Origin of the sequence: Streptomyces sp. CA-106110, assembly GCF_050936285.1 — a bacterium.
GTDB lineage: Bacteria > Actinomycetota > Actinomycetes > Streptomycetales > Streptomycetaceae > Streptomyces.
Genome location: NZ_JBNJNB010000001.1, coordinates 243,342 through 266,331, shown reverse-complemented (window position 1 = coordinate 266,331; position 22,990 = coordinate 243,342). Strand labels below are relative to the sequence as shown.

At 68.9% G+C, this 22,990-nt stretch carries 14 protein-coding genes and 5 pseudogenes; 10 read left to right on the top strand and 9 right to left on the bottom strand.

Features of this window, described 5'->3' with window-relative positions; all coding sequences use genetic code 11:
- Positions 1-217 precede the first annotated feature (217 nt).
- Positions 218-1,117 (top strand): NADP-dependent oxidoreductase, encoded by a 900-nt coding sequence (locus ACQEXA_RS01390; RefSeq protein ID WP_433128217.1) that lies wholly within the window; start codon positions 218-220, stop codon positions 1,115-1,117.
- 145 nt (positions 1,118-1,262) lie between these two features.
- On the opposite strand, the gene ACQEXA_RS01385 is transcribed toward ACQEXA_RS01390, so the two are convergent.
- Positions 1,263-3,233, bottom strand: coding sequence for a SpoIIE family protein phosphatase (locus tag ACQEXA_RS01385; protein WP_432938176.1), 1,971 nt, complete (start codon positions 3,231-3,233; stop codon positions 1,263-1,265).
- Between the two features lie 854 nt (positions 3,234-4,087).
- On the opposite strand from ACQEXA_RS01385, the gene lpdA reads away from it, so the two are divergent.
- On the top strand, positions 4,088-5,473 hold the full coding sequence (gene lpdA, locus ACQEXA_RS01380) for a dihydrolipoyl dehydrogenase (RefSeq protein ID WP_433128215.1): 1,386 nt from the start codon (positions 4,088-4,090) through the stop codon (positions 5,471-5,473).
- 190 nt (positions 5,474-5,663) lie between these two features.
- Here the strand turns inward: lpdA and ACQEXA_RS01375 are convergent, their stop codons facing one another.
- Positions 5,664-5,939 carry a hypothetical protein gene (locus tag ACQEXA_RS01375; protein WP_433128213.1) on the bottom strand — a complete coding sequence of 92 codons (276 nt, stop codon included), beginning with the start codon at positions 5,937-5,939 and terminating at the stop codon, positions 5,664-5,666.
- A 275-nt stretch (positions 5,940-6,214) separates the two neighbouring features.
- On the opposite strand from ACQEXA_RS01375, the gene ACQEXA_RS01370 reads away from it, so the two are divergent.
- From ACQEXA_RS01370 to ACQEXA_RS01360, 3 genes are all read left to right on the top strand, one after another.
- The gene (locus tag ACQEXA_RS01370; protein ID WP_432938183.1) at positions 6,215-7,132 is read left to right on the top strand and encodes an NADP-dependent oxidoreductase; all 918 of its coding nucleotides are present in this window, start codon (positions 6,215-6,217) and stop codon (positions 7,130-7,132) included.
- A gap of 330 nt (positions 7,133-7,462) precedes the next feature.
- Positions 7,463-8,407: an NADP-dependent oxidoreductase gene (locus tag ACQEXA_RS01365; RefSeq protein ID WP_433128211.1), complete on the top strand. Its 945-nt coding sequence runs from the start codon at positions 7,463-7,465 to the stop codon at positions 8,405-8,407.
- A gap of 238 nt (positions 8,408-8,645) precedes the next feature.
- Positions 8,646-9,725 (top strand): PP2C family protein-serine/threonine phosphatase, encoded by a 1,080-nt coding sequence (locus ACQEXA_RS01360; protein WP_433128209.1) that lies wholly within the window; start codon positions 8,646-8,648, stop codon positions 9,723-9,725.
- Between the two features lie 116 nt (positions 9,726-9,841).
- Here ACQEXA_RS01360 and ACQEXA_RS01355 read toward each other — a convergent pair.
- Positions 9,842-9,951: pseudogene (locus tag ACQEXA_RS01355) on the bottom strand (NADPH-dependent F420 reductase); the annotation flags it as partial.
- A gap of 345 nt (positions 9,952-10,296) precedes the next feature.
- On the bottom strand, positions 10,297-12,771 hold the full coding sequence (locus ACQEXA_RS01350; protein WP_433128207.1) for a SpoIIE family protein phosphatase: 2,475 nt from the start codon (positions 12,769-12,771) through the stop codon (positions 10,297-10,299).
- Between the two features lie 878 nt (positions 12,772-13,649).
- Here ACQEXA_RS01350 and ACQEXA_RS01345 point away from each other — a divergent pair.
- Positions 13,650-13,796, top strand: a pseudogene (locus ACQEXA_RS01345) (TIGR00730 family Rossman fold protein); the annotation flags it as partial.
- 197 nt (positions 13,797-13,993) lie between these two features.
- On the opposite strand, the pseudogene ACQEXA_RS01340 reads toward ACQEXA_RS01345, so the two are convergent.
- Positions 13,994-14,584: pseudogene (locus ACQEXA_RS01340) on the bottom strand (NB-ARC domain-containing protein); the annotation flags it as partial.
- A gap of 345 nt (positions 14,585-14,929) precedes the next feature.
- Between ACQEXA_RS01340 and ACQEXA_RS01335 the strand changes: the two are divergent.
- Positions 14,930-15,490, top strand: a pseudogene (locus ACQEXA_RS01335) (IS200/IS605 family accessory protein TnpB-related protein); the annotation flags it as partial.
- Between the two features lie 10 nt (positions 15,491-15,500).
- On the opposite strand, the gene ACQEXA_RS01330 reads toward ACQEXA_RS01335, so the two are convergent.
- Together ACQEXA_RS01330 and ACQEXA_RS01325 are read right to left on the bottom strand one after the other, a co-directional pair.
- Positions 15,501-16,598, bottom strand: coding sequence for an ornithine cyclodeaminase family protein (locus tag ACQEXA_RS01330; RefSeq protein WP_432929769.1), 1,098 nt, complete (start codon positions 16,596-16,598; stop codon positions 15,501-15,503).
- A 63-nt stretch (positions 16,599-16,661) separates the two neighbouring features.
- On the bottom strand, positions 16,662-17,414 hold the full coding sequence (locus ACQEXA_RS01325; RefSeq protein ID WP_433128205.1) for a class II aldolase/adducin family protein: 753 nt from the start codon (positions 17,412-17,414) through the stop codon (positions 16,662-16,664).
- A gap of 111 nt (positions 17,415-17,525) precedes the next feature.
- Here ACQEXA_RS01325 and ACQEXA_RS01320 point away from each other — a divergent pair, with 111 nt between their 5' ends.
- Entirely contained in the window at positions 17,526-18,314 is a 789-nt protein-coding gene (locus ACQEXA_RS01320; protein WP_432938200.1) for a FadR/GntR family transcriptional regulator, read from the top strand.
- 118 nt (positions 18,315-18,432) lie between these two features.
- Positions 18,433-19,443: a cupin domain-containing protein gene (locus ACQEXA_RS01315; RefSeq protein WP_433128203.1), complete on the top strand. Its 1,011-nt coding sequence runs from the start codon at positions 18,433-18,435 to the stop codon at positions 19,441-19,443.
- Positions 19,444-19,518: 75 nt separating this feature from the next.
- Here ACQEXA_RS01315 and ACQEXA_RS01310 read toward each other — a convergent pair whose 3' ends face one another.
- Positions 19,519-20,406, bottom strand: a complete 888-nt coding sequence (locus ACQEXA_RS01310; protein ID WP_432938205.1) for an AAA family ATPase — start codon at positions 20,404-20,406, stop codon at positions 19,519-19,521.
- 199 nt (positions 20,407-20,605) lie between these two features.
- Between ACQEXA_RS01310 and ACQEXA_RS01305 the strand changes: the two are divergent.
- A pseudogene (locus tag ACQEXA_RS01305) lies at positions 20,606-21,826 on the top strand (RNA-guided endonuclease InsQ/TnpB family protein).
- Between the two features lie 60 nt (positions 21,827-21,886).
- Here the strand turns inward: ACQEXA_RS01305 and ACQEXA_RS01300 are convergent.
- On the bottom strand, positions 21,887-22,954 hold the full coding sequence (locus tag ACQEXA_RS01300; RefSeq protein WP_433128201.1) for a cupin domain-containing protein: 1,068 nt from the start codon (positions 22,952-22,954) through the stop codon (positions 21,887-21,889).
- Positions 22,955-22,990 lie beyond the last annotated feature (36 nt).

The following is a 22,990-nucleotide window of genomic DNA, read 5'->3' as shown; positions in this document are numbered from 1 at the left end:
CCCACGCCGTCAAGCCGTGGGCACTGCGGGAGACCGCTGGACCACATATCCGAGCCACTGAATCAGTAGGAGCGCCACCGATGCTGCTGAGACCACGAGCGATGCTCCGTGGGTGTCTCTTGGTCGACACCGCTCCCTGTTGTGGGTTTCCGGCCCGTACATCCCGGTCGGCCGGACTGAACGAAAAGGACAAAGAACTACTGTGAAGGCGTGCGGAGTGTCCGGGGCGGAGAAGGAAGTCGCCCTGCTGGAGTTGCCGGAGCCGTCGTCTCCCGGGCCCGGCCAGATCCTGGTGACGGTTGAGGCGGCCGGTGTCGGCCCCTGGGATCGACTGCTGAACGGCGGCGGCTGGGACGTGGGGCTGCGCCCCCCGGCGGCGCTGGGAGTGGAGGGCGCGGGCAAGGTGCTGGCCGTCGGCGCGGGCGTCGACGGGTTCGCCGTGGGCGACCGGATACTCGCGCACGAGGCCCCGCTGCCCGGGCGAAGCGGCTTCTGGGCCGAGCGCGTTCTGATCACTGCGGCGCACGCGGTGGCTTGCCCGTCCGGACTGGATTCTCTGGAAGCAGCGGCACTGCCGGTCAACGGGCTCACCGCGTTGCAGTCCTTGGAGAAGCTGGGCCTCAGCCGAGAGCAGCGACTCCTGATCACCAACGGGAGCGGGGCCACAGGAGCCCTGGCCATCCAGCTCGCCGCGGCCAAGGGCATCGAGGTGACCGCGACCGCCTCCGCCGGCGCCGCCGAGCGTCTGCGCGGTCTGGGAGCGACTGAGGTCGTCGACTACCACGACCCGAACTGGTCGGCCAAGGTGCGCGGCGGGTTCGATGCCGCCCTCATCATCGCCACCGGCACAGCGGACGCCGCCCTGCCTCTGCTGCGTGACGGCGGCCGCCTGTGCTCCGTGACCTCGGACGCGCCTCCTGAAGAACGAGGTATCACGAGTTGGAATCTCTACGTCGAGCCCAACGCCGCGCAGCTTGCCCAGTTGGCGGAGCAGGTGGCCGCGGGAGCCTTGAAACTCGCGCCGGAGCCCCTGCCGCTGAGCGAGGGACCTGCTGCGTTCGCCCGGGTGGTTACCGGACAGGCCGGCGGTAAGAAGATCGTGCTCATCTGCGCATGATTCAACCAGCCACCGCCCGATCTTGATGCTGGGTCACGGTGCTCGCCGGGACAGGGAGCGGCCGCATATGGCAGTGCGGCATGGGGATCACCCGCACTTGCCGCTTGACTGGCGTCCGTGATCATGCACAGGGTGGCGGCGGATGTCATCCTGCACGTCGGATGACCAGTACGGCCACATCGTCGATATGGCCCACCGCGACGGCTGCGTCGAGGATTCGGTCGGCGGTCGCCTCGGCGTCCAGTCCGTCGTGGAGGGCTTCGCCGGCCAGTGTTCCGATCAGCTCCAGTCCGGCATCCAACGTCAAACTTGGTCCTTCCAACACGCCGTCGGTGACCATGACCAGCGCGTTGTCCCTGTCCAGGGTGAAGGTCACCTCGTGGTAATCGGTGTCGGGCACGACTCCCAGGACCGGGCCGCCCGGCAGCTCACAGACGTTGTGGCTGCCGTCTTGGTGCGCGTACAGCAACGGCACGTGGCCAGCGCTGGTACCGGTGACCTGGCCGTCGTGTGGATCGATGTGCAGCATGGTGCAGCTGGCGAATCGTGCGGTGCCCATCGTGATGAGCAAGTCGTTGGTGCGTGTCAGGACGGTTCCGGGATCTGGTTCTTGGGCGGCGATCGCGCGTATGGACGAGCTCACTTGTCCCATGAAGGCGGCGGCGTTCACATCGTGCCCTTGAGCGTCGCCGATCTCCAGGGCGATCGCGCCGTCGGGCATGACGAAGGCGTCGTACCAGTCGCCGCCGATGTCGAGTCCGTCCTGGCTCGGTCGGTAGCGGGCGGCGACCTCCAGGCCCGGGAGGTGCTCAGGCAGCGTGGGGAGCATGGTCTGCTGGAGCGCCGTGGCCAGCTCGATTCGTGCCTTTTGCAGCCTGATGCGCTTCAGTGCCTGGCCTGCCAGGTCGGTGAGAGTACTGATGAGGGCACGCTCGTGCGGGGACCAGTGGTGCTCACTGTCGTAGGTGACCGACCAGGCTCCGACCGGTTGCTCGCCCAGCGGGCCGAGGGGACTGGCCACGGCAGCGAAGTCGGCCCCGAGCTGGTCGATCCACGGCAATAGGACTCCTTGTGGCCAGTGGCGGATGTATTGCCTCTGGTTGGGAATGAACTGCGGCTCGCCGGTTCGGATGGCATGGGACAGTGGGCTCGGGGCATCCAGCGACAGGTCTTGCAGGGCCTTGGCCAGCGGCAGCGGGTACCCGGCATCGGAGAGAACGCGTAGCTGGCCGTCGTCGACGAACGCCAGCACCGCGCCGGTACCACCGAAAGTCGCGGCGAGCCGTGTCAGGATGACCTGCTGCAGTTCTTGCTCCGTGGCTGCAGTGATCAGGGCGGAGGAGAATTCGGCGACCTCGTTGGCGCGCTGCCGCTCAGCAGTCAGCGCGACCAACGCTCTCCGTCGGCGCGCTTCCTGCTGGGTGTCGTCCCGGACCACTGCGAAAGTCCGCACAGGGCCGCCGAACCCCAGTTGGATCCGACGGGTCTGGCAGGCCAGATGGCGCCAGTCATCGTGCTCAGCGAGGTACCGCAACCTGATCCAGGGTGACTGGGGGGCGGTCGTACGCATGAGCCGGCGCAGCGCCTGCCGGTCATCAGGGTGGGCTCGCCGCACCACGTCGGACATGGACACGGAGGCCTCCGGGAACAGCATCGCCAGGGCGGGTGCGCCGCCCATCCACTCCAGCTGGCGGTCATCAGGGGAGCACATGCACAGACCGAGATTGGCAGCCTTGGCTGCCAGTCGGAACGGAATCAGCAGACTGCTCAGGTCGTTCCCGGCGTGCAACGAGTGCACCCACACGAGCTGCTCGCCATCTGCGGGATCCTTCACTGCCCGCGCCTCGATCAAGCAGACAACGGGTGCATGGCCTGGCCCGGGGAACTCCAGCACTCGCATGGCGACCGTTCCCGTGGTGGCGGCGTGGGCCACGAGACTCCTGGCTGACATCCGCTGACTTGCGGGCAACAGATCACCGATGTCACGACCCACGCACTGGTTCGCCGGCCTGCCCAGGTTGCTGGCCATCGCAGCATTGAGGCTGCGGATGGCACCGTCCAGGGTCAGAAGAGCCGACGGGCCGGCGCTTCGAAGGAGCTCGTCCGAGGCGTCCATCTACCGCTCCCTGACGATCAGCGAGCGACGTTATATTCCTATTTATCGTACTTCGACTCCCTGAGGGCTTCGCATTACCCGATCAGGCACCCGGCCGGGCTCCGTTACGCCGGGCGAGCTGTCCGGCTCCACTCCTGCCTCCGACTCGCTCTGGTGAGTTGCCTGGGGTCAGACACGATTTCCCCCATGTGTCTCCCGACAGCTGCAGGCTCCGGAGAAGGCGCAGGCCGCAGAGGGTGAACGGAGCCAGCTGTAAAGGCCCGGGCAGCGGCGGTCCCCCGCGATCGGCTCGCCCGCGGATCTTTCCCCCTCACGCCCGGTCGCCGGCGCGGGCCTTCCTGCGCGGCTTCCGGCACTCCTGACTACCTGAAGGGCGCGCGGCGGGTGCGTCCTCGGCATCTATGCGGCGTACACGTCCCTGGCAGGGCACCCCAGCCGGGTCCGTCGCCCGCTGCCGCATCTCGCCCCTCCGGGGTGCAGGAGCATCTCGGGGACCACGACGGGGAGTAGACGCCGAGTCGATGCCAGTAGGTCCTACTTGGAACCGCGGGTGCGACTGCGCCCCCACTGCCCACAGGACGGATAGGACGGAGGCGGGCTCGTGCGGGTTCATCCCCGGCGGCACGGAAGGTCGGCGAACTCGGCGAGCTCGGAGTCCGGCGGGTGAGCACGGGCTCTCTGCCCTACGGTGCCGCTGTCCGGGCCGCCGCCGGCATCCGCGACGGCCTGACCCCGCCAGCGGTGACGCCGTACCCGGATATGCAGCAGTCGCTCGTTCGCTTCGCCCAGGCGGCCTGCGACCGACGGCTGCGACCTGCTGCCCAAGAACCAACACGACGACCGGGAGGAACAGCATGACCGACGTTGCCGAAGACTTCGACCTCGTTGTCCTGGGGGGCGGCAGCGGTGGTTACGCTGCCGCTCTGCGTGGGGCGCAGCTGGGCCTGCGCACCGCGATGATCGAGCGGCACAAGCTGGGCGGGACCTGTCTGCACAACGGATGCATCCCTGCCAAGGCCCTGCTGCATGCTGCCGAGATCGCCGACCGGGCCCGCGACGCACAGCTCTTCGGCGTGATGGCCACGTTTGAGAGCATCGACATGCCCGCGGTGTTGCGTTACAAGGACGAGACGGTCGACGGCCTGTGCAAGGGGCTGACGGGCCTGGTCAAGGCACGGGACATCACTTACATCGAGGGCGAGGGCCGGCTGGCCTCCCCGACCTCCGTCGACGTGAACGGCCGGCGGATCCAGGGCCGTCACGTGCTGCTGGCGACCGGCTCCGTGCCGAAGTCGCTGCCGGGCCTCGAGATCGACGGCAACCGCATCATCTCCTCCGACCACGCCCTCGTCCTGGACCGCGTGCCGAAGTCCGCGATCATCCTGGGAGGCGGTGTCATCGGCGTCGAGTTCGCCTCCGCGTGGAAGTCCTTCGGCGCGGACGTCACGGTCGTCGAGGGCCTCAAGCACCTCGTCCCGGTCGAGGACGAGAACTCCTCCAAGCTTCTCGAGCGCGCCTTCCGCAAGCGCGGCATCAAGTTCAACCTCGGCACTTTCTTCTCCGAGGCCGAGTACACCCAGGACGGCGTCAAGGTCATCCTCGCCGACGGCAAGGAGTTCGAGGCGGAGGTCCTCCTCGTCGCCGTCGGCCGCGGCCCGGTCTCCCAGGGTCTCGGCTACGAGGAGGCCGGGGTCGCCATGGACCGCGGCTATGTCCTCGTCGACGAGTACATGCGGACGAACGTCCCGACCATCTCCGCCGTCGGCGACCTGGTCCCCACGCTCCAGCTCGCGCACGTCGGCTTCGCCGAGGGCATCCTGGTGGCAGAGCGGCTGGCCGGCCTGAAGGTCGTCCCGATCGAGTACGACGGCGTCCCGCGGGTGACCTACTGCCAGCCGGAGGTCGCCTCCGTCGGCATCACCGAGGCCAAGGCCAAGGAGATCTACGGCGCGGACAAGGTCGTCGCTCTCAAGTACAACCTGGCGCGCAACGGCAAGAGCAAGATCCTGAGCACCTCGGGTGAGATCAAGCTCGTCCAGGTCAAGGACGGTGCCGTGGTCGGCGTCCACATGGTCGGCGACCGCATGGGCGAGCAGGTCGGCGAGGCCCAGCTGATCTACAACTGGAAGGCGCTACCGGCCGAGGTGGCCCAGCTCATCCACGCCTACCCCACGCAGAACGAGGCGCTCGGCGAGGCCCACCTGGCCCTGGCCGGCAAACCCCTCCACACCCACGACTAATGCTGAGGCCGCATCGGTTCGCCGGGTCGTCAGGCTGCGATTTCGAGGGTTCGCCCGCCCCAGCGGATGCCTTTCTCGCTGTGGATGCGGTCACGGGGAGCGATGGCAATGATCTCAAAAGCCTGCCGTAGCTGCGCTGGACTGATCGTGGCGCTGGCACCGAGGGGCTCGACAGTGGCCGCGTTGTTGATCAGAACATCGACCGGGCGCCGGACAGCAGGTCGTCGATGGCCATGGTGAGCTGGTTGGCTGGATCGCGAGTCACGATGCAAACCTCGACACCCGACGCAGTCGCTCTGATGGCGTTGTCGGCTTCGTCGAGTTCGTCGGCAGCACGGGCGAGAAGAATGACCTCGGCTCCGGCCTGGGCAAGTCCGGCCGCGATCGCTGCACCGCTGGGCCAGAGCCGATGATCAGTGCGGTCTTGCCAGCAAGCCCAGCCGTCATGCTTGAGGGTTCCTTTCAACGCGCGCGATTTGTGGGATGGGCTTACCCACGCCCCGTGACGCACCGCGCGACTCCGATGAGCGAGGAGGCGCACCGGATCGCGCCTGTATCTATCTCATAGGCGCCGATCCTCCGCGCCGTCTTACCGACAACTTCGCTATTGCGCTTGTTCCTCGACGCCCTCGCGCCCCACCCCTTATTCATCAGCGTGGTAAGACGCCGAGGTCCGGCGCCGCTATCACTGGTGAACCGAGAATGCCGTGCAGGCATGGACTGGATATAGGGAGGTGCCGGATGAAGGCGATTGTGGTGATGGATCAGGCCGCGGGAACGGCCGGGATGACGCTGGTGGAGCGGCCCGATCCCGAGGCGGCGGGGAACGATGTCCTCGTTCAGGTTCATGCATCGGGATTCACCCCAGGCGAGCTGTCGTGGCCCTCGAACTGGACCGATCGCCTCGGCCGTGACCGGACGCCTTCGATTCCCGGACACGAGCTGGCCGGAGTGGTCACCGCCCTCGGCTACGGCACCACGGGGCTGTCGGTGGGACAGCGGGTGTTCGGCCTCACAGACTGGACTCGCGACGGCACCCTCGCGGAGTACGTAGCCGTCGAGGCACGCAACCTCGCACCGCTGCCGGGCGATGTCGACTTCACGGTGGGCGCATCCCTACCGATCTCCGGCCTGACCGCGTGGCAAGGGTTGTTCGAGCACGGCCGCCTGCAAGCGGGGCAGAGCGTCCTCGTGCACGGTGCGGCTGGCGGGGTCGGATCGATGGTGACTCAGCTCGCACGAGAGACGGGTGCGTACGTCATCGGCACTGGACGCGCTGCTGACCGCCAGACGGCGCTCGACTTCGGTGCGAAGGAGTTCGTCGACCTCGATAACGACGCTCTGGAAGATGTCGACGGGGTCGATGTGGTGTTCGACGTCATCGGCGGAGATATCGGGAAGCGGTCCGCAGGTCTGATTCGCGCCGGAGGAACTCTGGTGACCATCGCCGGCCCGCCGGAGGCGCGCCCCGCCGACGGCCTGGCAATCGACTTCGTCGTCGAGTCCGATCGCGCCCAACTGGGCGAGGTCGTCCAGCGGGTCCGGGATGGCCGGCTGCGGACAAACATCGCCAACGTGGCTGCCCTCGACGATGCCGTCGCTGCCTTCAACCCGACCGAGCGGATCAAGGGAAAGACGATCATCCGCGTCCGTCCATAAGGACTCGGAGACAGCAGAGTCCCCCGCTATGTCGTCCTAGCGGGGGTCTCGTCTCGCGTCACTGCGTGATGTGGCTACGCCGTACGCCTGACGGGGGTCTGTGGTGTGCAGGGCGGCATCTGTCGGGGGATGGGGAGGAACGGTCAGGACCCTTCGTTACGGGGACTCCCGCATGCGTCGATTGCACCTTCAGCGGTGTACAGAATGAGGGATCGTAGCCGCGCCTCCATGCGGGCTCATCTGCCGTCGTAAGACGCCGAGCCCGTGCGACGCCAATAGTTTGCGGCTCGGCGTGCCGTGGAGGCGAAGACTGGCACAGGGAGGCGGACGATGAAGGCGATCGTGGTGACGGACCAGGCCGCGGGAACGGCCGGGATGAAGCTGGTGGAGCGGCCCGAGCCACAAGCATCGAGGCTCGCCAGCCTCGCGGGCGCGAACTACGGCGATGTCGTCGTTCAGGTTCATGCGTCGGGATTCACCTGGGATGAGCTGTCGTGGCCCTCGACCTGGATCGATCGCCTCGGCCGTGACCGGACGCCTTCGATTCCCGGACACGAGCTGGCCGGAGTGGTCACCGCCCTCAGCTATGGAACGGCGGGGCTGTCGGTGGGACAGCGGGTGTTCGGCCTCACGGACTGGACTCGGGACGGCACGCTGGCGGAGTACGTAGTCGTCGAGGCACGCAACCTCGCGCCGCTGCCGGGCGACGTTGACTTTACGGCGGGCGCGGGCCTCGTGATGCCGGGCCTGACCGCGTGGCAGGGACTGTTCGAGCACGGCCGCCTGCAAGCGGGGCAGAGCGTCCTCGTGCACGGTGCGGCCGGCGTAGTCGGATCGATGGCAACTCAGCTGGCACGAGAGGCCGGCGCCTACGTCATCGGCACCGGGCGCGCTGCCGGCCGTCAGACGGCGCTCGACTTCGGTGCGAAGGAGTTCGTCGACCTCGATAACGACGCCCTGGAAGACGTCGGCGGAGTCGATGTGGTGTTCGACGTCCTCGGCGGAGACATCGGGAAGCGGTCCGCAGGTCTGATTCGCGCCGGAGGGACACTGGTGACCATCGCCGGGCCGCCCGAGGCGCGACCCGCCGACGGCCTGGCGGTCGACTTCGTTGTCGTGTCCGATCGCGCCCAACTGGCTGAGGTCGTCCAGCGGGTCCGGGATGGTCGGCTGCGGACAAACATCGGCAACGTGGCTGCCCTCGACGATGCCGTCGCTGCCTTCAACCCGACTGAGCGGCACAAGGGGAAGACGATCATCCGTGTTCGTCCGTAAGGGCTCAGGGAGAGTGACCGGGCCTCGTGGATCAGCGTCAGCCGTGTGACCCGGTCGCTCACGCCGGTACGGCGTGGTGACAGCCGTCTCCTCGTCGTGCATTGCAAATGCGCGAGCGACGCTGGATTCCGCGCGCGCCGAACTTGGGAGAACCATGCAGAGCAGGCCGTCTCCGTCTTTGCAGGCGAGTAGGGCACCGAGCGGATGGCGGGGCTACCGCTGGGTGACCCTGTGGTCCGTGCCGATCGTGGCGGTTCCGGTGGCCGACTGGTTCCTGCCGCCGCACATCCACCTCGCCCATCTGCTGGTCATCCCGCTCGCGCTCGCCGCCGCCTTCACCGACACCCGCCGTACCGCCGTCACCGCTCTGCTCGCCCTGGCGGCGCTGGTCGTCGCGGGAGCCGAGCGACAGACGCTGACCACCGAGAACGTACTCGTGCAGACGCTGTCCCTGGTGCTGTTCTCGGCGCTGCTGCTGATCGCCACCCGTCTGCGCGAGCAGCATCAGCGCCAGCTGGCCATCGTGCGCCAGGTCTCGGAAGCCGCACAGTCCGTGCTGCTGCGGCCGCTGCCCCGACGCGCCGGAGCGATATCCCTGGCATCCACGTACGTGGCCGCCGAGACCGAAGCCCGGATCGGCGGCGACCTGTACGCCCTGGTCCGCGCGCCGGGCGCCACCCGGCTGATCATCGGGGATGCACGCGGCAAGGGGCTGGGGGCCATCGGGGACATCGAGACCGTCCTTGGTGCCTTCCGCTTCAACGCGCACCGGCACGCCACACTGTCCGGGCTCGCGTCCGCCCTGGAGTCCGATGTGCGCTGGGACCTGGGCCAGGCGCACCGCGGGGATCTCGACGAATGGCCCGGTGAACGCTTCGTCACGGCGGCCGTGCTGGAGATCCCGGACGACCAGCCCTGTGCCCGCCTGATCAGTTTCGGCCACCTGCCGCCGCTTCTGCTGCACGGGGGACACGTCACGCCCCTGGACGTCAGCGCCCCCGCTCCCCCGCTGGGACTTGGCACCCTGACCGAGACCGAGTACACCCCGTTGACCTTCCGTTTCACCCCGGGCGACCGGCTGGTGCTGTACACGGACGGAGTCACCGAGGCCCGGGACCGCCTGGGCAGCTTCTACCCCCTCCTCGAGCGGGTGACGGCCTGGGCCGATCAGCGTCCGGACGCGCTCGTGCGCAGGATCGGCGCGGACCTGCGGGCCCATACGGACGGGCCGCTCGCCGACGACATGGCCCTGATCGTGCTGCAGCGCGAGGGGGCGCGCGTCCCGGCCCGGATATCCGAGAACCGGTGGGTTTCGTGACGAAGGCGCGGCCCGCCTGAGGAAGGGGGGCGACGGCGCCGGGCGCCCCCGGGCCCGGCGGGCTGTTCCCTGCCGGGGCCGGCGAGGCGCGGGTGCGGGCCCTGGGCCGGTGCGGGGTGTACGTTGCGCAGCCGTCCGGCGTACACCCGGCACATGCCGGGGACACGGCCAGCCAGGGCCTGCATGATGTCGGTGTCCGCCGGGAATCACCGAGAGCCATCACGTCCGCGTGTCCCGGCCGTACTCAGAAGCCATTTCCCGGATACGGTCCCAGCTTGCGCGCAGTTCTGCGGCTCCGGCCGGCCCGGGTGTGGCAAGTACCGGCAGTCAGCCGTCTGCGCGCTTGGCAATGCGCTGTACGGCCTTGGAACTGGTGCCGCGGCCGAGGTTGCTGCCACCGCCGCCCAGCATCACAGGGATTGTAGAGACGGGCTTGGGCAGGATCGTCGCGTTGTCGATGACTACGCGAGGACCCCGGAAGGTCACCGGGTCCGGCCCCACACGGCATCGAAGAGGTCCAGCGTCTTGTCGAGGGGGCGCCCGCGATCCGCTCGGGTGGCGCCGAGTGGTTTCACGCACTGGCCGGCAGTTGCTGATCAGCCCAGGTGAGTTTGCCGTCCGGGATGTGGCGGGTTCCCCATCGGCGGGACAGTTGGGTGACGAGGAAGAGGCCGCGGCCGTGTTCGTCGGTGGTGCGGGGGTGTCGCAGGAGCGGGTGGCTGTGGCCGGCGTCGGAGACTTCGCAGGTCAGCATCTCGTGCCGGATGAGGCGTAGGCCGATCGTGCGGTCGCTGTTGCAGTCGCCGTTGCCGTGGATGATGGCGTTGGTGACCAGTTCGCTGACGATCAGCTCTGTGGGCTCGGATAGGTGTTCCAGTCCCCACTGGGTCAGCTGCCGGGTAGCGAGAGTTCGGGCACGGCCGGCGACGGCGGGGTCGCTGGGGAACTGCCAGGAGGCGACCTGGTCTGCGCTCAGCGAGCGGGTCTGTGCGAGGAGCAGAGTGACATCGTCGCTCGGCGGCTTGGCCCGCAGTGTGTCCACCGTGGACGAGCACAGATCGTCCAGTGTGAGGTGGGGCCGTGCGAGGGCCGCGCGCAAACGGTTCATGCCGGCGCTGATGTCCTGATCGCGGGCCTCGATCAGACCGTCGGTGTAGAGGGCGAGCACGCTTCCTTCGGCAAGTTCGAAAGTTGCGGACTCGAAGGGGCCCAGTGCGAGGCCGAGCGGTGCTCCGGTGGGCAGGTCGGGGAAGGTGACGTGGCCGTGCGGGTCGATGATCGCGGGCGGGGGGTGGCCAGCCCGTGCCATGGTGCAGGTGCGGGTGATCGGGTCGTAGACGACGTACAGGCACGTGGCGGCCATCGTGGTGGTGGCCGGGTGCCGGGGGTCGGCTTCCGCCTCGGTGAGGCGGATGACCTGCTCGTCGAGGCGGGACAGTACTTCGTCGGGAGGCATGTCCATGTCGGCGAGGGTGCGCATGGCGGTGCGGAGTTGGCCCATCTTGGCCGCCGCGTTGATGCCGTGTCCGACCACGTCGCCGACGACCAGGGCGACGCGGGCGCCGGAGAGGGGGATGACGTCGAACCAGTCACCCCCGATGCCGTGGTGGCTGTCGGCCGGCAGGTAGCGCCAGGCCACATCAGCGGCGGAGCCGCCTGTGGCGCGGTGGGGGAGCAGCAGGCGCTGCAGGGCGAGAGCCGCGGAGCGTTCGCGCACGTATTGGCGGGCGTTGTCCAGGGCCAGCGCTGCCCAGCTGACGAGTTCCTCGGCCAAGAGCAGGTCGTCCTTCTCGAACGGCCTGGGGTCCTTCGTCCGCACGAAGACGGCCACGCCCAGCACTGCGCCCCGGGCGTGGATCGGGACGACCATCAACGAGTGCATGGCGTGCTTGCGGATCTTCTCCGCCCGCGCCGCGTCCTGGTGGTCCAGCCAGGTGCCCGGGGATGTGTCCAGTATCGGCTCGAAGTGGGATTTCCCGGAGCGCAGGACATTGGTGAAGGGCGAAATGGGCGGGACGAAGACCGGCTCTCCGCGAGCGAACAGGGACTCCGGCGTTCCCGGGTGGATCGAGGCCAGGCCCGCACGGCGGAAGGCGGGGATGTGTCCGTCCTGTGGGCCGAGATGGGCCAAGGGCTCCTCGCCGAGTGGGACGGACTCCGCCAGGTCGACGGTGGCGTAATCCGCGAGGAAGGGCACGGCGAGGTCGGCCAGTTCCTGCCCGGTCTGCATGACGTCCAAAGTGGTGCCGATGCGTCTGCTGGCCTCGCCGAGGATTGTCAGACGCTCTCGCGCCCGTCGGCTGTCGGTGACGTCCACGCTCACGACGCACACGCCCAGCGCGCGACCCTGCGCGTCATCCAGGCGGAAGAAGGACGCCGTCAAAATGCGGTTGCTTCGCACATTCGCCGGCAGGAAGGCCTGGTAGTCCACGTCCATCGCCGGGTCGCCGCTCTCCAGCACCCGGTGCATCACCGCCTCCATCGTTTCGGCGTCCGTCCCGGGCGCCGCCTCCGTCAGCCTGCGGCCCAGCCGCTGGGGGGGAGGGATGCCGTCCTTGGAGCCCTGGATGTCGTTCACCTGGATGCAGCGCAGGTGCGTGTCCCGTATGACGACACCGATCGGCAGGCGGCTCGGCAGCGGCAGCGTAGCGAGGAGCGGCTCGGCCTGCCACGGGGGAAGCGAGGCCTTGTCGGTCGCCCAGACCACCCACCAGTCTCGGCCGTCCTTCCCGGACAGTGATGACACGCACAGGCGCAAGTCGATGATGCGGCCGTTGCGGTGGCGGACCTGCGCGAGGTCGGACCAGCGGCCCCGGAGGGTGCTCTCTTGTGCGGCGTGTGAAGCCTTCGCTCGGTCGTCAGTGGCCACCAACAGGGCACCGGCGGACCGCCCCACCACCTCCGCGGCCGAGTAGCCCACGAGTCGCTGAGCGGCCTGAGACCATCCGACCACCATCCCCTGCGCGTCGAGGAGAGCTATCGCCGGGCCGACTGTCTCGAAAGCCGTCGAAGCCTTGGAGACTGCCGTCTCTGCGGAACTGCCCACTGATCTTCCCTTCTATGTCCCCCGGCGATGCGGTCCGCCCAGGCGCCCGGCTGTCTGGTGGATGGACAGGTCCAGAGCAGGGGGTGATCGAGCTGCCAGGCACGGCAGGCCACAGCCCTTTCACACCGCCCCCGCCGGTGGCTGCGGCGGTGGTCTCGGCCCCTCAGACCTGCTCCGGCGGGACCCCGTCGGGGCCGGGTGCGGTCAACGGACCGTCGGCTGACGGCGACGGCAGCAACACCGCCGTCCGGTGACGCCCCGCTTGCTGTCACCCGCACCTCACACGGGTTGCCAGGAACGTGCGGGCACGATCGCGGCGTAGCCGATCGACGAGGGAGCCCGCAGGCCCCACACCAGGCGTCCAAGCCCCATCCCCGCCGCGGACCATTGGGGCCAGCACATAGGGAACGATGCTGCACCCGAGGAAGGCGCCCATAGGCCGCAGGAAGACCGTCACGGTCCCGTGTCCAGGCGGATCATGGCCTTGAAGGCTTCCGGGGCGAGCTTCACCTAGTCCAGACGGGGCGTGTGCTCGGGGAGGCGCTGCGGGCTTCCGTGTGCTTCGTTCGTGTTCATGCCTGCAACGCTACGGACCCAGTGGCACCGGAGTATGGTCCATTTCTATGACAGATTCCCGGGCCAATTCTGCGGACAAGGCAAGATCGCGGTCTACGGAGCTGGAGCACTGACCCGTTCCCGAGGGTGGCGCCCCGAGCATGCGAGGTGGCGCTCGGGCTTCGCGGTGCAACTGTGCGGCTGCCGGCGGCCGGGTCGTGGCGGCGTCCAGGGGTCCGCCTGATCGTTCGGCGCGAAGTGGTCCGGTCCTTTGTCTGGACAATGGTCCGCACGTGTGGGCGGACGCGCGCATACCCAGTCTGATGAACATCGGTGTCTTCCTCTCCGCCAGTGACCTCGACGAGCGCTGCACCCGGCCGACCCGCGAGTGCGCGGAGCTCGTCGGTGGGGGCGGCCACACCCTGGTGTGGGGCGGATCCGATACCGGGCTGAAGGTCCCCGCCGCCGACAGCACCATGACGACTCCGGTCAGCGTACGGGCAAGCGGGTCGGCGTCCTCTACGGTGCGAAGGGCCAGCAGGACGGCTTGGGCGGCGCCATCCGGATAGTGGTCGCCGGGGCTGGTCAGCAGCAGCCTGTCCATGGGCATGCTCTGGATGCGCTCCAGCAACGTCCGGTAGGAAAGACGTTGAGTCCGGATGGCCGCGGCAGCCTGCCCCAACGCGAGGGGCAAACAGCCGACTTCCTCGGCTAGTGCCTGGGCGTCGGCATCCTCGTCAAGACCGGTTCGCTGGTGCAGAAAGGCGACCGACTCGGAAAGGGAGAAGGCCTCGACCCTGACCGGAGTACCAAGGTCCTCGCAGGCATGGCTGGTACTGGTCACAATGACGTGGGCGGCCCCGGCTGCAGGCAGCCACCGTCGCACGGCCTCCGGATCGGGCACATTGTCGAAGACCAGCAGGCTGCGCGCCCCGGCGTCGACCTCCAGCCAGGCCCGAGCCTTGCGGGCGGCCGTGAGCGAGTCGTCCTGGCGCGCGGTCAGACCCAGTGCCCGGGCCAGCCTGTCCATTCCGGCCATCGCCTGGTTCTCGTCCTCGGCGACGATCCACGCAACAAGCGGCCAGCCCTGGGCGATGCAGTGGCGCGCAAATCCCGCAGCCAGATGCGTCTTTCCAATCCCACGGCTGCCGGTCACGGCCGTAACGACGGCGATCCCTCGTATGTCGACCAGTTGTTGGCGAAGGTCCAGCCGTTGCTGATAGGCGGGAGGCTCACGCGGGATCTCCCCAACGACCACTTGACCTCGCCCATTGGTATCAAGGCGACCGCGGTTGAACCGTCTGCTCGCGTCACGCACTGAAGGCCGTTGGTTGCCGGCCCACACCCCCAGCGGCAATGACACGACCGCGGTGGCCAGGCCAGCCAGCGAGAGCGCGACGTCCTGACCAAGTCCCGGGAAGAGCAGGGCGCACAACCCCCACGAGCCGAAGAACGCCGCGCTGAGAAGGACGCCGGACAGGCCCCACCGCAAACTCCTGATCAACTGCGTACCCCCTCTTCCCCCCAGCCCGAGCCACCTCACTCAGGCCCGGGCCCCAACGTCTGGCATTCCCTCTCGAAGCACGCAGAATCTCCTGCGTCGAATGCACTGATCCGGCTCCTGCACTGGGCCGAACGCCACGGCCTGTCGATCGCGGTCGAAGACCTCGACTTCAGCGCGGAGAAAGCCCGGGAGAGGGACGGGCGCAGGAAGCGGTTCAGGCAGGTGATCTCCGGCATGCCCGTGTCCAGGCTGCGGGCCCGGCTCGTCAGCATGGCGGCCGAACTCGGCATCCCCATCATCGCCGTCGACCCCGCCTACACCAGCAGGTGGGGCGCCCAGCACTGGCAAAAGCCCCTCACCCACACGACCAGGAAACCCAGCCGTCACGATGGCGCGAGCATCGCGATCGGCAGGCGCGCCCTGGGGCACCGCATCCGGCGACGGACGGCACCGCCTTCTGCCCACCAGAGCGATGGACAGGAGCATCGGACCGCCCAGGCCGGACACGGCGCCCCAGGGCGTGAGGGAACCCGCCCCCGCATCCCCGGACCACGGACACGATCCACTGGGACCAGACGCGGCGCGGACGCGGGAGACCAGGACGCCCAACACCGTTCGGAGCGTCCGACTGAGCCCGTGCACCTCATGCTCAGTCCTTAGTCAGGAACGGTCAGTCCCGGATGTCCTGCAACAGCCACTCACGGGGGATCTCGTGGCCCAGGCCGCGCTCACGGGCCCGCTCGTAGACGATCGCCGCGAGGGCGTGGAACTGGGCGCCCTGGATGTTGCCGCGCTCGGAGAACGTCACCTGCCGGTCGTCGTCCCGCGCGCGGGCGCGCCCGGCCAGCACGGCGTCGAGTCGGACCACCCGTGTCCCGCTGGGGGGCCGGCGCGATCCTCTGCCGTGCTGGTGGTGGTCCCAGACGGCGGCTTCCGGGCGGGCCCGATAGGTCACGTATTCGTCGTCGGTGGCCCAGTCGGGCGCCGACGAGGGCACGCTGGCACTGCCGAGCCGCAGCCACACGTCGAAGCGCTGTCGAGCGTGAGCATCGGGGCGTCCGCCGATGCAGGTGACGTGCGTGCCCGGGCGCAGGTGGCGGCCCAGGACGACGTCGCCGACCGCGTCGGTGCAGCCGGCCACGAGGTCGGCGCCGTGATGGGCGGTCTCGGGATCATCGACCGCCACCACCTCCACGCCGTGCAACTCCCGCATCTGTGCGGCGAAGCGCTCGCGGTGGGACCGGGTGGGGCTGTAGACCTGGACCCGCTCCAGAGGGCGGACGGTGAGGAAGGCCTCGATGTGGCTGCGCGCCATGCCGCCGGAGCCGAGCAGGCCCAGCACGCGGGCGTCCTCGCGGGCGCCGAGACGCACGCCGATGGCCGAGTCGGCACCCACGCGCAGGTGCTGCAGCAGCCCGTCGTTCAGCAGCGCGACGGGCTCGCCGGTGCGGGCGTCCAGCAGGAGCACCAGACCGCAGAACATCCCGGGGCGCACGCAGTACTTCTCCTGGGTGCGACCGCCCGGGGGACCGGCTTCGGTGAGCACGTCCGACTTCATCCGGATGGCCGCATAGCCGCTGCGTGCCGAGCCGCCTTCCATCGTCCCCCACTGGTAGACGCGCTCGTCGTCCACGGGCAGGGACAGGTCGATGCGCGGGCGGCACACGCCGATGCCGGCGGCCAGGTCCCGGTACGACTCCTCGAGAGCGCTTACCACGTCGGGCATCGTGAGCACGGCGGCCGTGACCTCGTTGTTCAGGACGAGCATGATCCTCCGTTCGGCCGTGCGGGGAGGGGGCGGGCCCGGGGCCGGGCTGGTCACGCGGGCCGTTCAGGGGCGCAGGGGTGTGCTCGGGCCTTCGTGCTCCGCGCGGGCCGCAAGGTGGCGCCACATCGCCGCCACGTTGAACGCCGGTCCGAGGTCGGGCAGTTCCTCGATGTCCTCGTCGGGAATCGGGCGCAGGGGCGCGGCGGTGGCGGCCACGGCCAGGGTCATGCGTGCCAGGGAGTCCACCGCCAGGGCCCGGGTGACGGCTTCCGCGACGGCATGGGCGGGGTCGCCGGTGCCGACGGCCACGAGTCCGTGCCCCCGCAGTACGACCACAGGACGGTCCCCGAGGCAGTCCGCCATCTTCTCGGCCAGGTCACGCCGGCGGATCAGGGCCGACTGGGGCCAGACGGGGATGCCGTCGTGGGCGAGCCGGGCCGCCGGTATGTCGTAGGAGCCGACGAGCGGAAGCCAGGGCAGGTCAGCCACGGACGCGGCGACCACGGCGGGCGGATGGGCGTGCACCACGGCCGTGACCTCCGGCCGTGAGCGCAGAATCTCGGTGTGGATGGGCAGTTCGCTCGGCGCCTTCCATCCGGAGGGGGCCGAGCCCGTGCCGTCGAGGCCGACCTCCTGCACGTCGTCGACGACCGTGAAGGCGAGCCCGCGCTCAGCGGGTCCGCGTCCGCGGATCAGGAGGGTGTCCGGGCCGGTCCGGGCGCTCACGTGGCCCAGGATGTGCTCGACGAGGCCGGTGACAGCGAGTACGCGGCAGGCGACGGCGACGCGTTCACGAAGGGCTTCGTAGGACTCCACCTGGATTCGCCCACCCCTTGGATGCGTCCACTCCATTGGCCTGTTGGTATGACTTTAAGCCATTGCGACGAAGGGCGTCAATAAAGCTCCTGGTCATGGGACAATGCGCTCATGCCATCGCGACCCAGCCAGGCTCAGCGTGCTGAGACCGGAGCCGAGAACCCCGTCAAGGCGGCCGCCCCGGCCGAGGGGCTGTTCAAGACGGTCTCCTCGAGCCGTGTCTCGCAGCTGATCGTCGACCAGATTCGGATGCTCCTGAAGGAGGAGCGCCTGCAGCCCGGTGACCGGCTGCCCAGTGAGCGCGAGCTGTGCACGCAGTTCGGGGTGAGCCGTGTGACCGTGCGTGAGGCGCTGCGCAGCCTGGAGGCCAGCGGGCTCGTCGAGATCCGGCTCGGTGCCCGAGGCGGCGCGTTCGTGACGGCGCCGTCGTCGCGGCGGGTCGGTGAGGGGCTCGCTGACCTGCTGTCGCTGTCGCCGCTGACCGCCACCGAGGTCACCGAGGCCCGCCTCGTCTTCGAGCTCGGCATCGTGCCCCTCATCATCGAGCGAGCCACCGAAGAGGACCTCGACGCGCTCCGCGCCCTGTGCGACGAGCATGCGGAGGCCGTCAAGCAGGACAGGTACGACATGGAGATGTCGGCGGACTTCCATACCCGCGTCGCCGCCTGCACGCACAACGGCGCGATCGAGATGCTCGTCCAGTCCTTCCACGGCCCGCTGCTGATGAGTCTGCGTGAGGCGCAGAGTATCGAGCCGCAAATGGGGCACCGCGGATCGAAGGAGCATCGCAAGTTCGTCGAGGCGATCGCGGCGCGTGATGCCGAGGCCGCGACGGAGATCATGCGTACGCACCTGCAGCGGACCGCGTCCAGAGTGAAGGGCGACGGCCGGCGCAGGTGATCCCGAAAGTGCCATGCCCCGGGTCCTGTTGGGCCCGGGGCTCTTTTGTGCTCCCCGTGAAGGCATTATGGTTAGACCATAAGGCGATTGAAAGGCTTCGGCCATCACAGGAGGCACCATGGGCAAGAAGGGACGAGTCTTCGTCCGCGGCCTGACCTCGGAGACGTACGGGCTCGGTGAGTACCGCCGCAGACAGCTCGCCGTCCAGCGGGTCCGCGACGACTCCGTGGTCGTCGACGACGCGAAGGTGGCGCACTCGGGCGACAGCGAGAAGTCCCGGACGTGGTGGCGGGTCGGACCCGGGGACGAGGACTTCCTCACCCAGACGATCCAGGTCCACTTCGTCGAACTGCCGCCCGAGTCAAGCAACCACGGGCACGGACACCAGAACGAGGCGGCCTTCTACATCCTCCAGGGCCGGGGCTACGAGATCCACGACGACCAGCGCTACGACTGGACCAAGGACGACCTCGTCTTCGTCCACGCCGACTCGGTACACCGCCACTTCAACCCCTACGACGAGACGGCCACCGCCCTGGTGGTGAAGGCCAAGAGCACCTGGATGTTCATGGGCCTGTGGCAGCAGGGCCGCAGCGGCCCGGTCGAGCGCGAGGCCGAGTTCGGGCCCCGTGAGGACTGGTCCCGGATCTGGACATCCGGCGTCACAGATCGTAAGAAGGTCATCTCCCTGGCCGACACCACCTGGGAGAACACCCCGCTCGGCCGCGTCCGGGTGATGTCCTCACCGGAACGCACCGACGCCCGCATCTTCTCCATCGACGCCTTCGAGCTCGACATCCCCGCCGGCAGTCGCTCGGGCAAGTACTGGAAGATGGCCGACGAGGTGTACTACGTCCTCGACGGCAGCGGGTACGCCCTCCAGTGGGAGGTCGAGGCGGAGATCGCCGAGAAGTACTACGCGCGGGTCGCCCTGGAGCCGACCCGACACGAGATCACCAAGGGCGACACGCTGTATGTGCCGCAGAACCACGTGTGCCAGCTCTTCTCCTACGACGGCACGCCGCTGCGACTGCTGTCGGCGCAGAACCGCGTCTTCAAGCACCTCGGGTACGACACGGTGCACTTCATGGAGGACGCTCCCGAGTACCACGCCGGGCAGAACGCCTGACGGACCGGAACACTTCGGCCCCACACCCGCTCAGTCACTGGGTGTGGGGCCGAAGTCATCCCTAGCGCGTGCCTGTCACGGGCGCGCCGACGCGGCCTCCTCCGCGGCGGTGACGAGGTCGTCGACGCTCAACAGGGCTGGCTCCCGGGCCGTTTCGAGGCGCAGTGCCAGTGCCCCGTGCACGGTTTTGCGGATCCGGCGGCCGTCCAGACCGGTCAGCAGCTTGCCCACCCGCTGGTGCACGGCCGTGTCCTCGGCCAGCGTGGCCAGTTCGGGCCACTGCGCCGCCAGCCCGCGCAGCGAGTCGGCCACGATCAGCGGGACCACCGAATCGTCGGGCAGTTCGGTGTGCACGACGAGGTCGGCGCGCGAGAGGAACGCCTCGTCGACGGCCTCGGCGAAGTTCGTCGTGACGACGAGCAGGGTGCCGGGGCGCTGCGCCCGCAACGAGTCCAGACCACTGAGCACGGCGTCGGTGGCCCGGTGGACATCGACCGGGTTGGTGTCGAAGGACGCAGCGTGGCGCCGAACCGCGAGCGCCTCGACCTCGTCGACGAGGACCAGGGTGTGGGGCCGGCGTGCGGCCAGCTCCGGGAGCGTCTCGCGGAACAGCCGTGAGACGGCGCGCTGGCTCTCGCCCAGCATCTCGCTGGGGAAGGCATGCGGATCGACCTCGACGAGCGTCGTCGCACCGTGCGGGGCCAGAGTGCGGGCGGCGGCCTGCGCGAGCCCCTGGGCCAGCGTCGTCTTGCCGGTGCCGGGCGGTCCGGCCAGCACGACCAGACCGTGCGGCGCCACGGGCGAACCCGCGAGCCGCCGCCCGTGCCTGAGCACGAGAACGGCGGTCGCGAGCAGCCTCTCCTTGACGCGTGGGTCGATGATCACCGAGTCCCACGGTCCGTCATGGTGGTCGGCGGGCAGCGCATGGATCCCGGCCACGCCGTGCGGCAATGCAGTGCTCACCGCTTGCGGCCCCCGTTCACCGGGTTCCCCCGAGGATGCGCCAGCCTTCAGGCCAGGGAGGAATCGTGCTCTTGCGGAGCAGGGCGGGGATAGCCGGATCGCCGTCAGGGCGATCCGGTGTCGACCCCGTGCGGCGGTGCTGTCGCCCACGATGATCGAGAACTCTCAACTGTCAGTCCTCCCGGGTAGGTTCGGATGTATGACGACAGAAGCGACCGCGAAGGACAGCGGGCATGCCCGGTACACCTTCCGTGTGCGCCTGTCGAACACGGCCAGGCGCGGGCTCGAAGCCGAGTGGCATCGCTGCCGCTGGATCTGGAACGAATGCGTGGCCAAGTCCAAGCAGGTCCACGTGCGGAGCAAAGCGGGCGGTGAGAAGCTGACGTGTGGTCCGGCTCAGCTCGACAAGATGCTGACCGAGGCCCGCAGGGGGATGCCGTGGCTGGGTGAGGGCGCGAGCGTGCCTCAGCAGCAGGTGATACGCGACTTCGCCACGTCCCGCGCCAAGGCCCTCAAGGACCTCAGGGACCGGGTTGCGACGCATCGCCGGGCCGGGATGCCCAGGTGGAAGAAGAAGCGGGAGGCGCGGCCGAGCCTGAACTACACCCGGCGCGGCTTTCGTATCAAGGACGGTCGTTTGCACCTTGCGGGCGGGATCGTGGTGAGCGTGGTGTGATCGCGGGAGCTGCCCGCGGATCCGTCCAGTGTGCGCGTGTACCAGGACAGCCTCGGCCACTGGCACGCGTCCTTCGTCCTCCCGGCTCAGGTTAAGCCGCTCTCTGAGACCGGCCGCTTCCTGGGCGTGGACTGGGGTGTGAAGGAGACCGCCACCACCACCGATGACGCCTACGACCTCCCGAACGCCGAGCACGGCAGGCGGGCCGCGCAGCGGCTTGCGAAGTACCAGCGGATGATGGCCCGGCGGCGCCGGCCGAAGGGACAGCCCGCATCCGCCGGCTACCGGCAGGCGCAGGCACAGGCCGCGAAGCTGAACAAGAAGGTGGCTCGGCAGCGGGAGGACACCGGCCGCAAGTGGGCCAAGGGTGTGATGCGCGGTCATGACGGGGTTGCGGTGGAGGACTTCCGGCCGAAGTTCCTCGCGAAGACCACCATGGCCCGCAAGGCGGCGGATGCCGCCATCGCGGCGACGAAGCGTGCCCTGGTCGAGATGGGCCGCAAGCACGCGCGAGACGTCCGTCTGGTGCACCCGGCGCACACCACGATGGACTGTGCGCAGTGCGGAGCGAGAACCAAGCACGCACTCCCTCTCTCGATGAGAACGTATGCCTGCACCGTGTGCGGAGCTGTGTCCCCCAGGGATAAGAACTCCGCCCGCGTGATGCTGGTCCGGGCAGGTTGGAACCCGGACGGTGCTGAGGGCGTAAGACCTCTTGGTCCGGTGGACCCAGAGGCAGCCTGAGCCGTAAATCCCCGCAGCCCTGGAGGGTGGAGAATCCCCTCCCTTCAGGGAGGGGAGCCTTCAAGGCCAGGTGGGGCGCGTGAGCGCCGGCCACTGGACGGTCGTGGGGTCACCGGCCTGCGCGTCCCGGATGTGCTCCGGCGGCTCTTCGAACAGCACCAGCGGATCGCACAGGGCGCGCATCGTCTCCAGCAGACTGTCGAACATATGGATCCGCACCACCTTGGCCGTGCGGTCCGTTGCGGAGTTGATGTGCTGGTGCCACAGGAAGTGGTCGACGACGATGATGTCGCCTTTCTTCCAGGGGTGCCGCTCGACGCCTTCCGGCTCGGTGCCCAGATAGCTCTCGCCGCTACCCTCGACGACATACAGCCACGCCTCGCCGGGATGCCGGTGCATCGACTGGGCCCGGCCCGGAGCGATCTCGAACATCGCCATCGTGATGCCGGAGGCCTGGTAGCCGATGGCGCGGTCCAGCAGGAACGTGGTGCGCGTGCCGCGCGGGGTGTTGCGCAGCTCCAGCTCGTCCCAGCTGGTGTGCAGTCGGCCCGAGCGGCGTGCCTCCTGGTCGCGGGCGAGTCGCCGCAGCCGCGTCGCGTACGGGTCGGCACCGTCACGGCCCGGCGAGAACGGCGGGCGCGGCGGCAGTTCGGACACGGGGGTGTGGCCCGCGTCCTCGAGGACGGCCATGCCCATCGTCTCCAGCAGCGGCGCGCTGGAGAAGGTGAGGTAGCGCGTTGTGGTCTCGCCCTCGTTGCCGCTGCGGTGCCAGGACCAGGCAGGCAGGTGCAGCGAGTCGCCCGGCCCCCAGTCGATGCGCTTGCCGTCGATCTCGGTCCAGCCCCGGCCGGCCACCACGAACACCATGGCGTCCCATGAGTGCCGGTGCAGCGTCGTCACGGTCCCTGAGTCCAGTTCATGGGCCAGAGCGTCCATGGTTCGGGTGGGCCGGTCACCGTCGGCTCCGACGTAGACGCCCACGCGGCTGCCCCGCTCGGTGGGGTGCATCTTGACGTCCTCGAGGGCGACGACGGTGCGTTGGTTCTTCCGCCACTCCTCGATGAAGGCGGCTCGTCGGCGCTTCTGTACGTGGTAGTGAGTGACCTCGGTCGTGGTGTGCGTACTCAAGCGTGTCTCCCAACAGGACGAAATGCACACGGAGTC

What these genes read in the sequence shown, in the direction of transcription:
- ACQEXA_RS01385 (WP_432938176.1), bottom strand. Translation starts at nt 3,233, where the DNA reads ATGGACGCCTCGGACGAGCTCCTTCGAAGCGCCGGCCCGTCGGCTCTT.
- lpdA (WP_433128215.1), top strand. Translation starts at nt 4,088, where the DNA reads ATGACCGACGTTGCCGAAGACTTCGACCTCGTTGTCCTGGGGGGCGGC.
- ACQEXA_RS01370 (WP_432938183.1), top strand. Translation starts at nt 6,215, where the DNA reads ATGAAGGCGATTGTGGTGATGGATCAGGCCGCGGGAACGGCCGGGATG.
- ACQEXA_RS01365 (WP_433128211.1), top strand. Translation starts at nt 7,463, where the DNA reads ATGAAGGCGATCGTGGTGACGGACCAGGCCGCGGGAACGGCCGGGATG.
- ACQEXA_RS01330 (WP_432929769.1), bottom strand. Translation starts at nt 16,598, where the DNA reads ATGCTCGTCCTGAACAACGAGGTCACGGCCGCCGTGCTCACGATGCCC.
- ACQEXA_RS01320 (WP_432938200.1), top strand. Translation starts at nt 17,526, where the DNA reads ATGCCATCGCGACCCAGCCAGGCTCAGCGTGCTGAGACCGGAGCCGAG.
- ACQEXA_RS01315 (WP_433128203.1), top strand. Translation starts at nt 18,433, where the DNA reads ATGGGCAAGAAGGGACGAGTCTTCGTCCGCGGCCTGACCTCGGAGACG.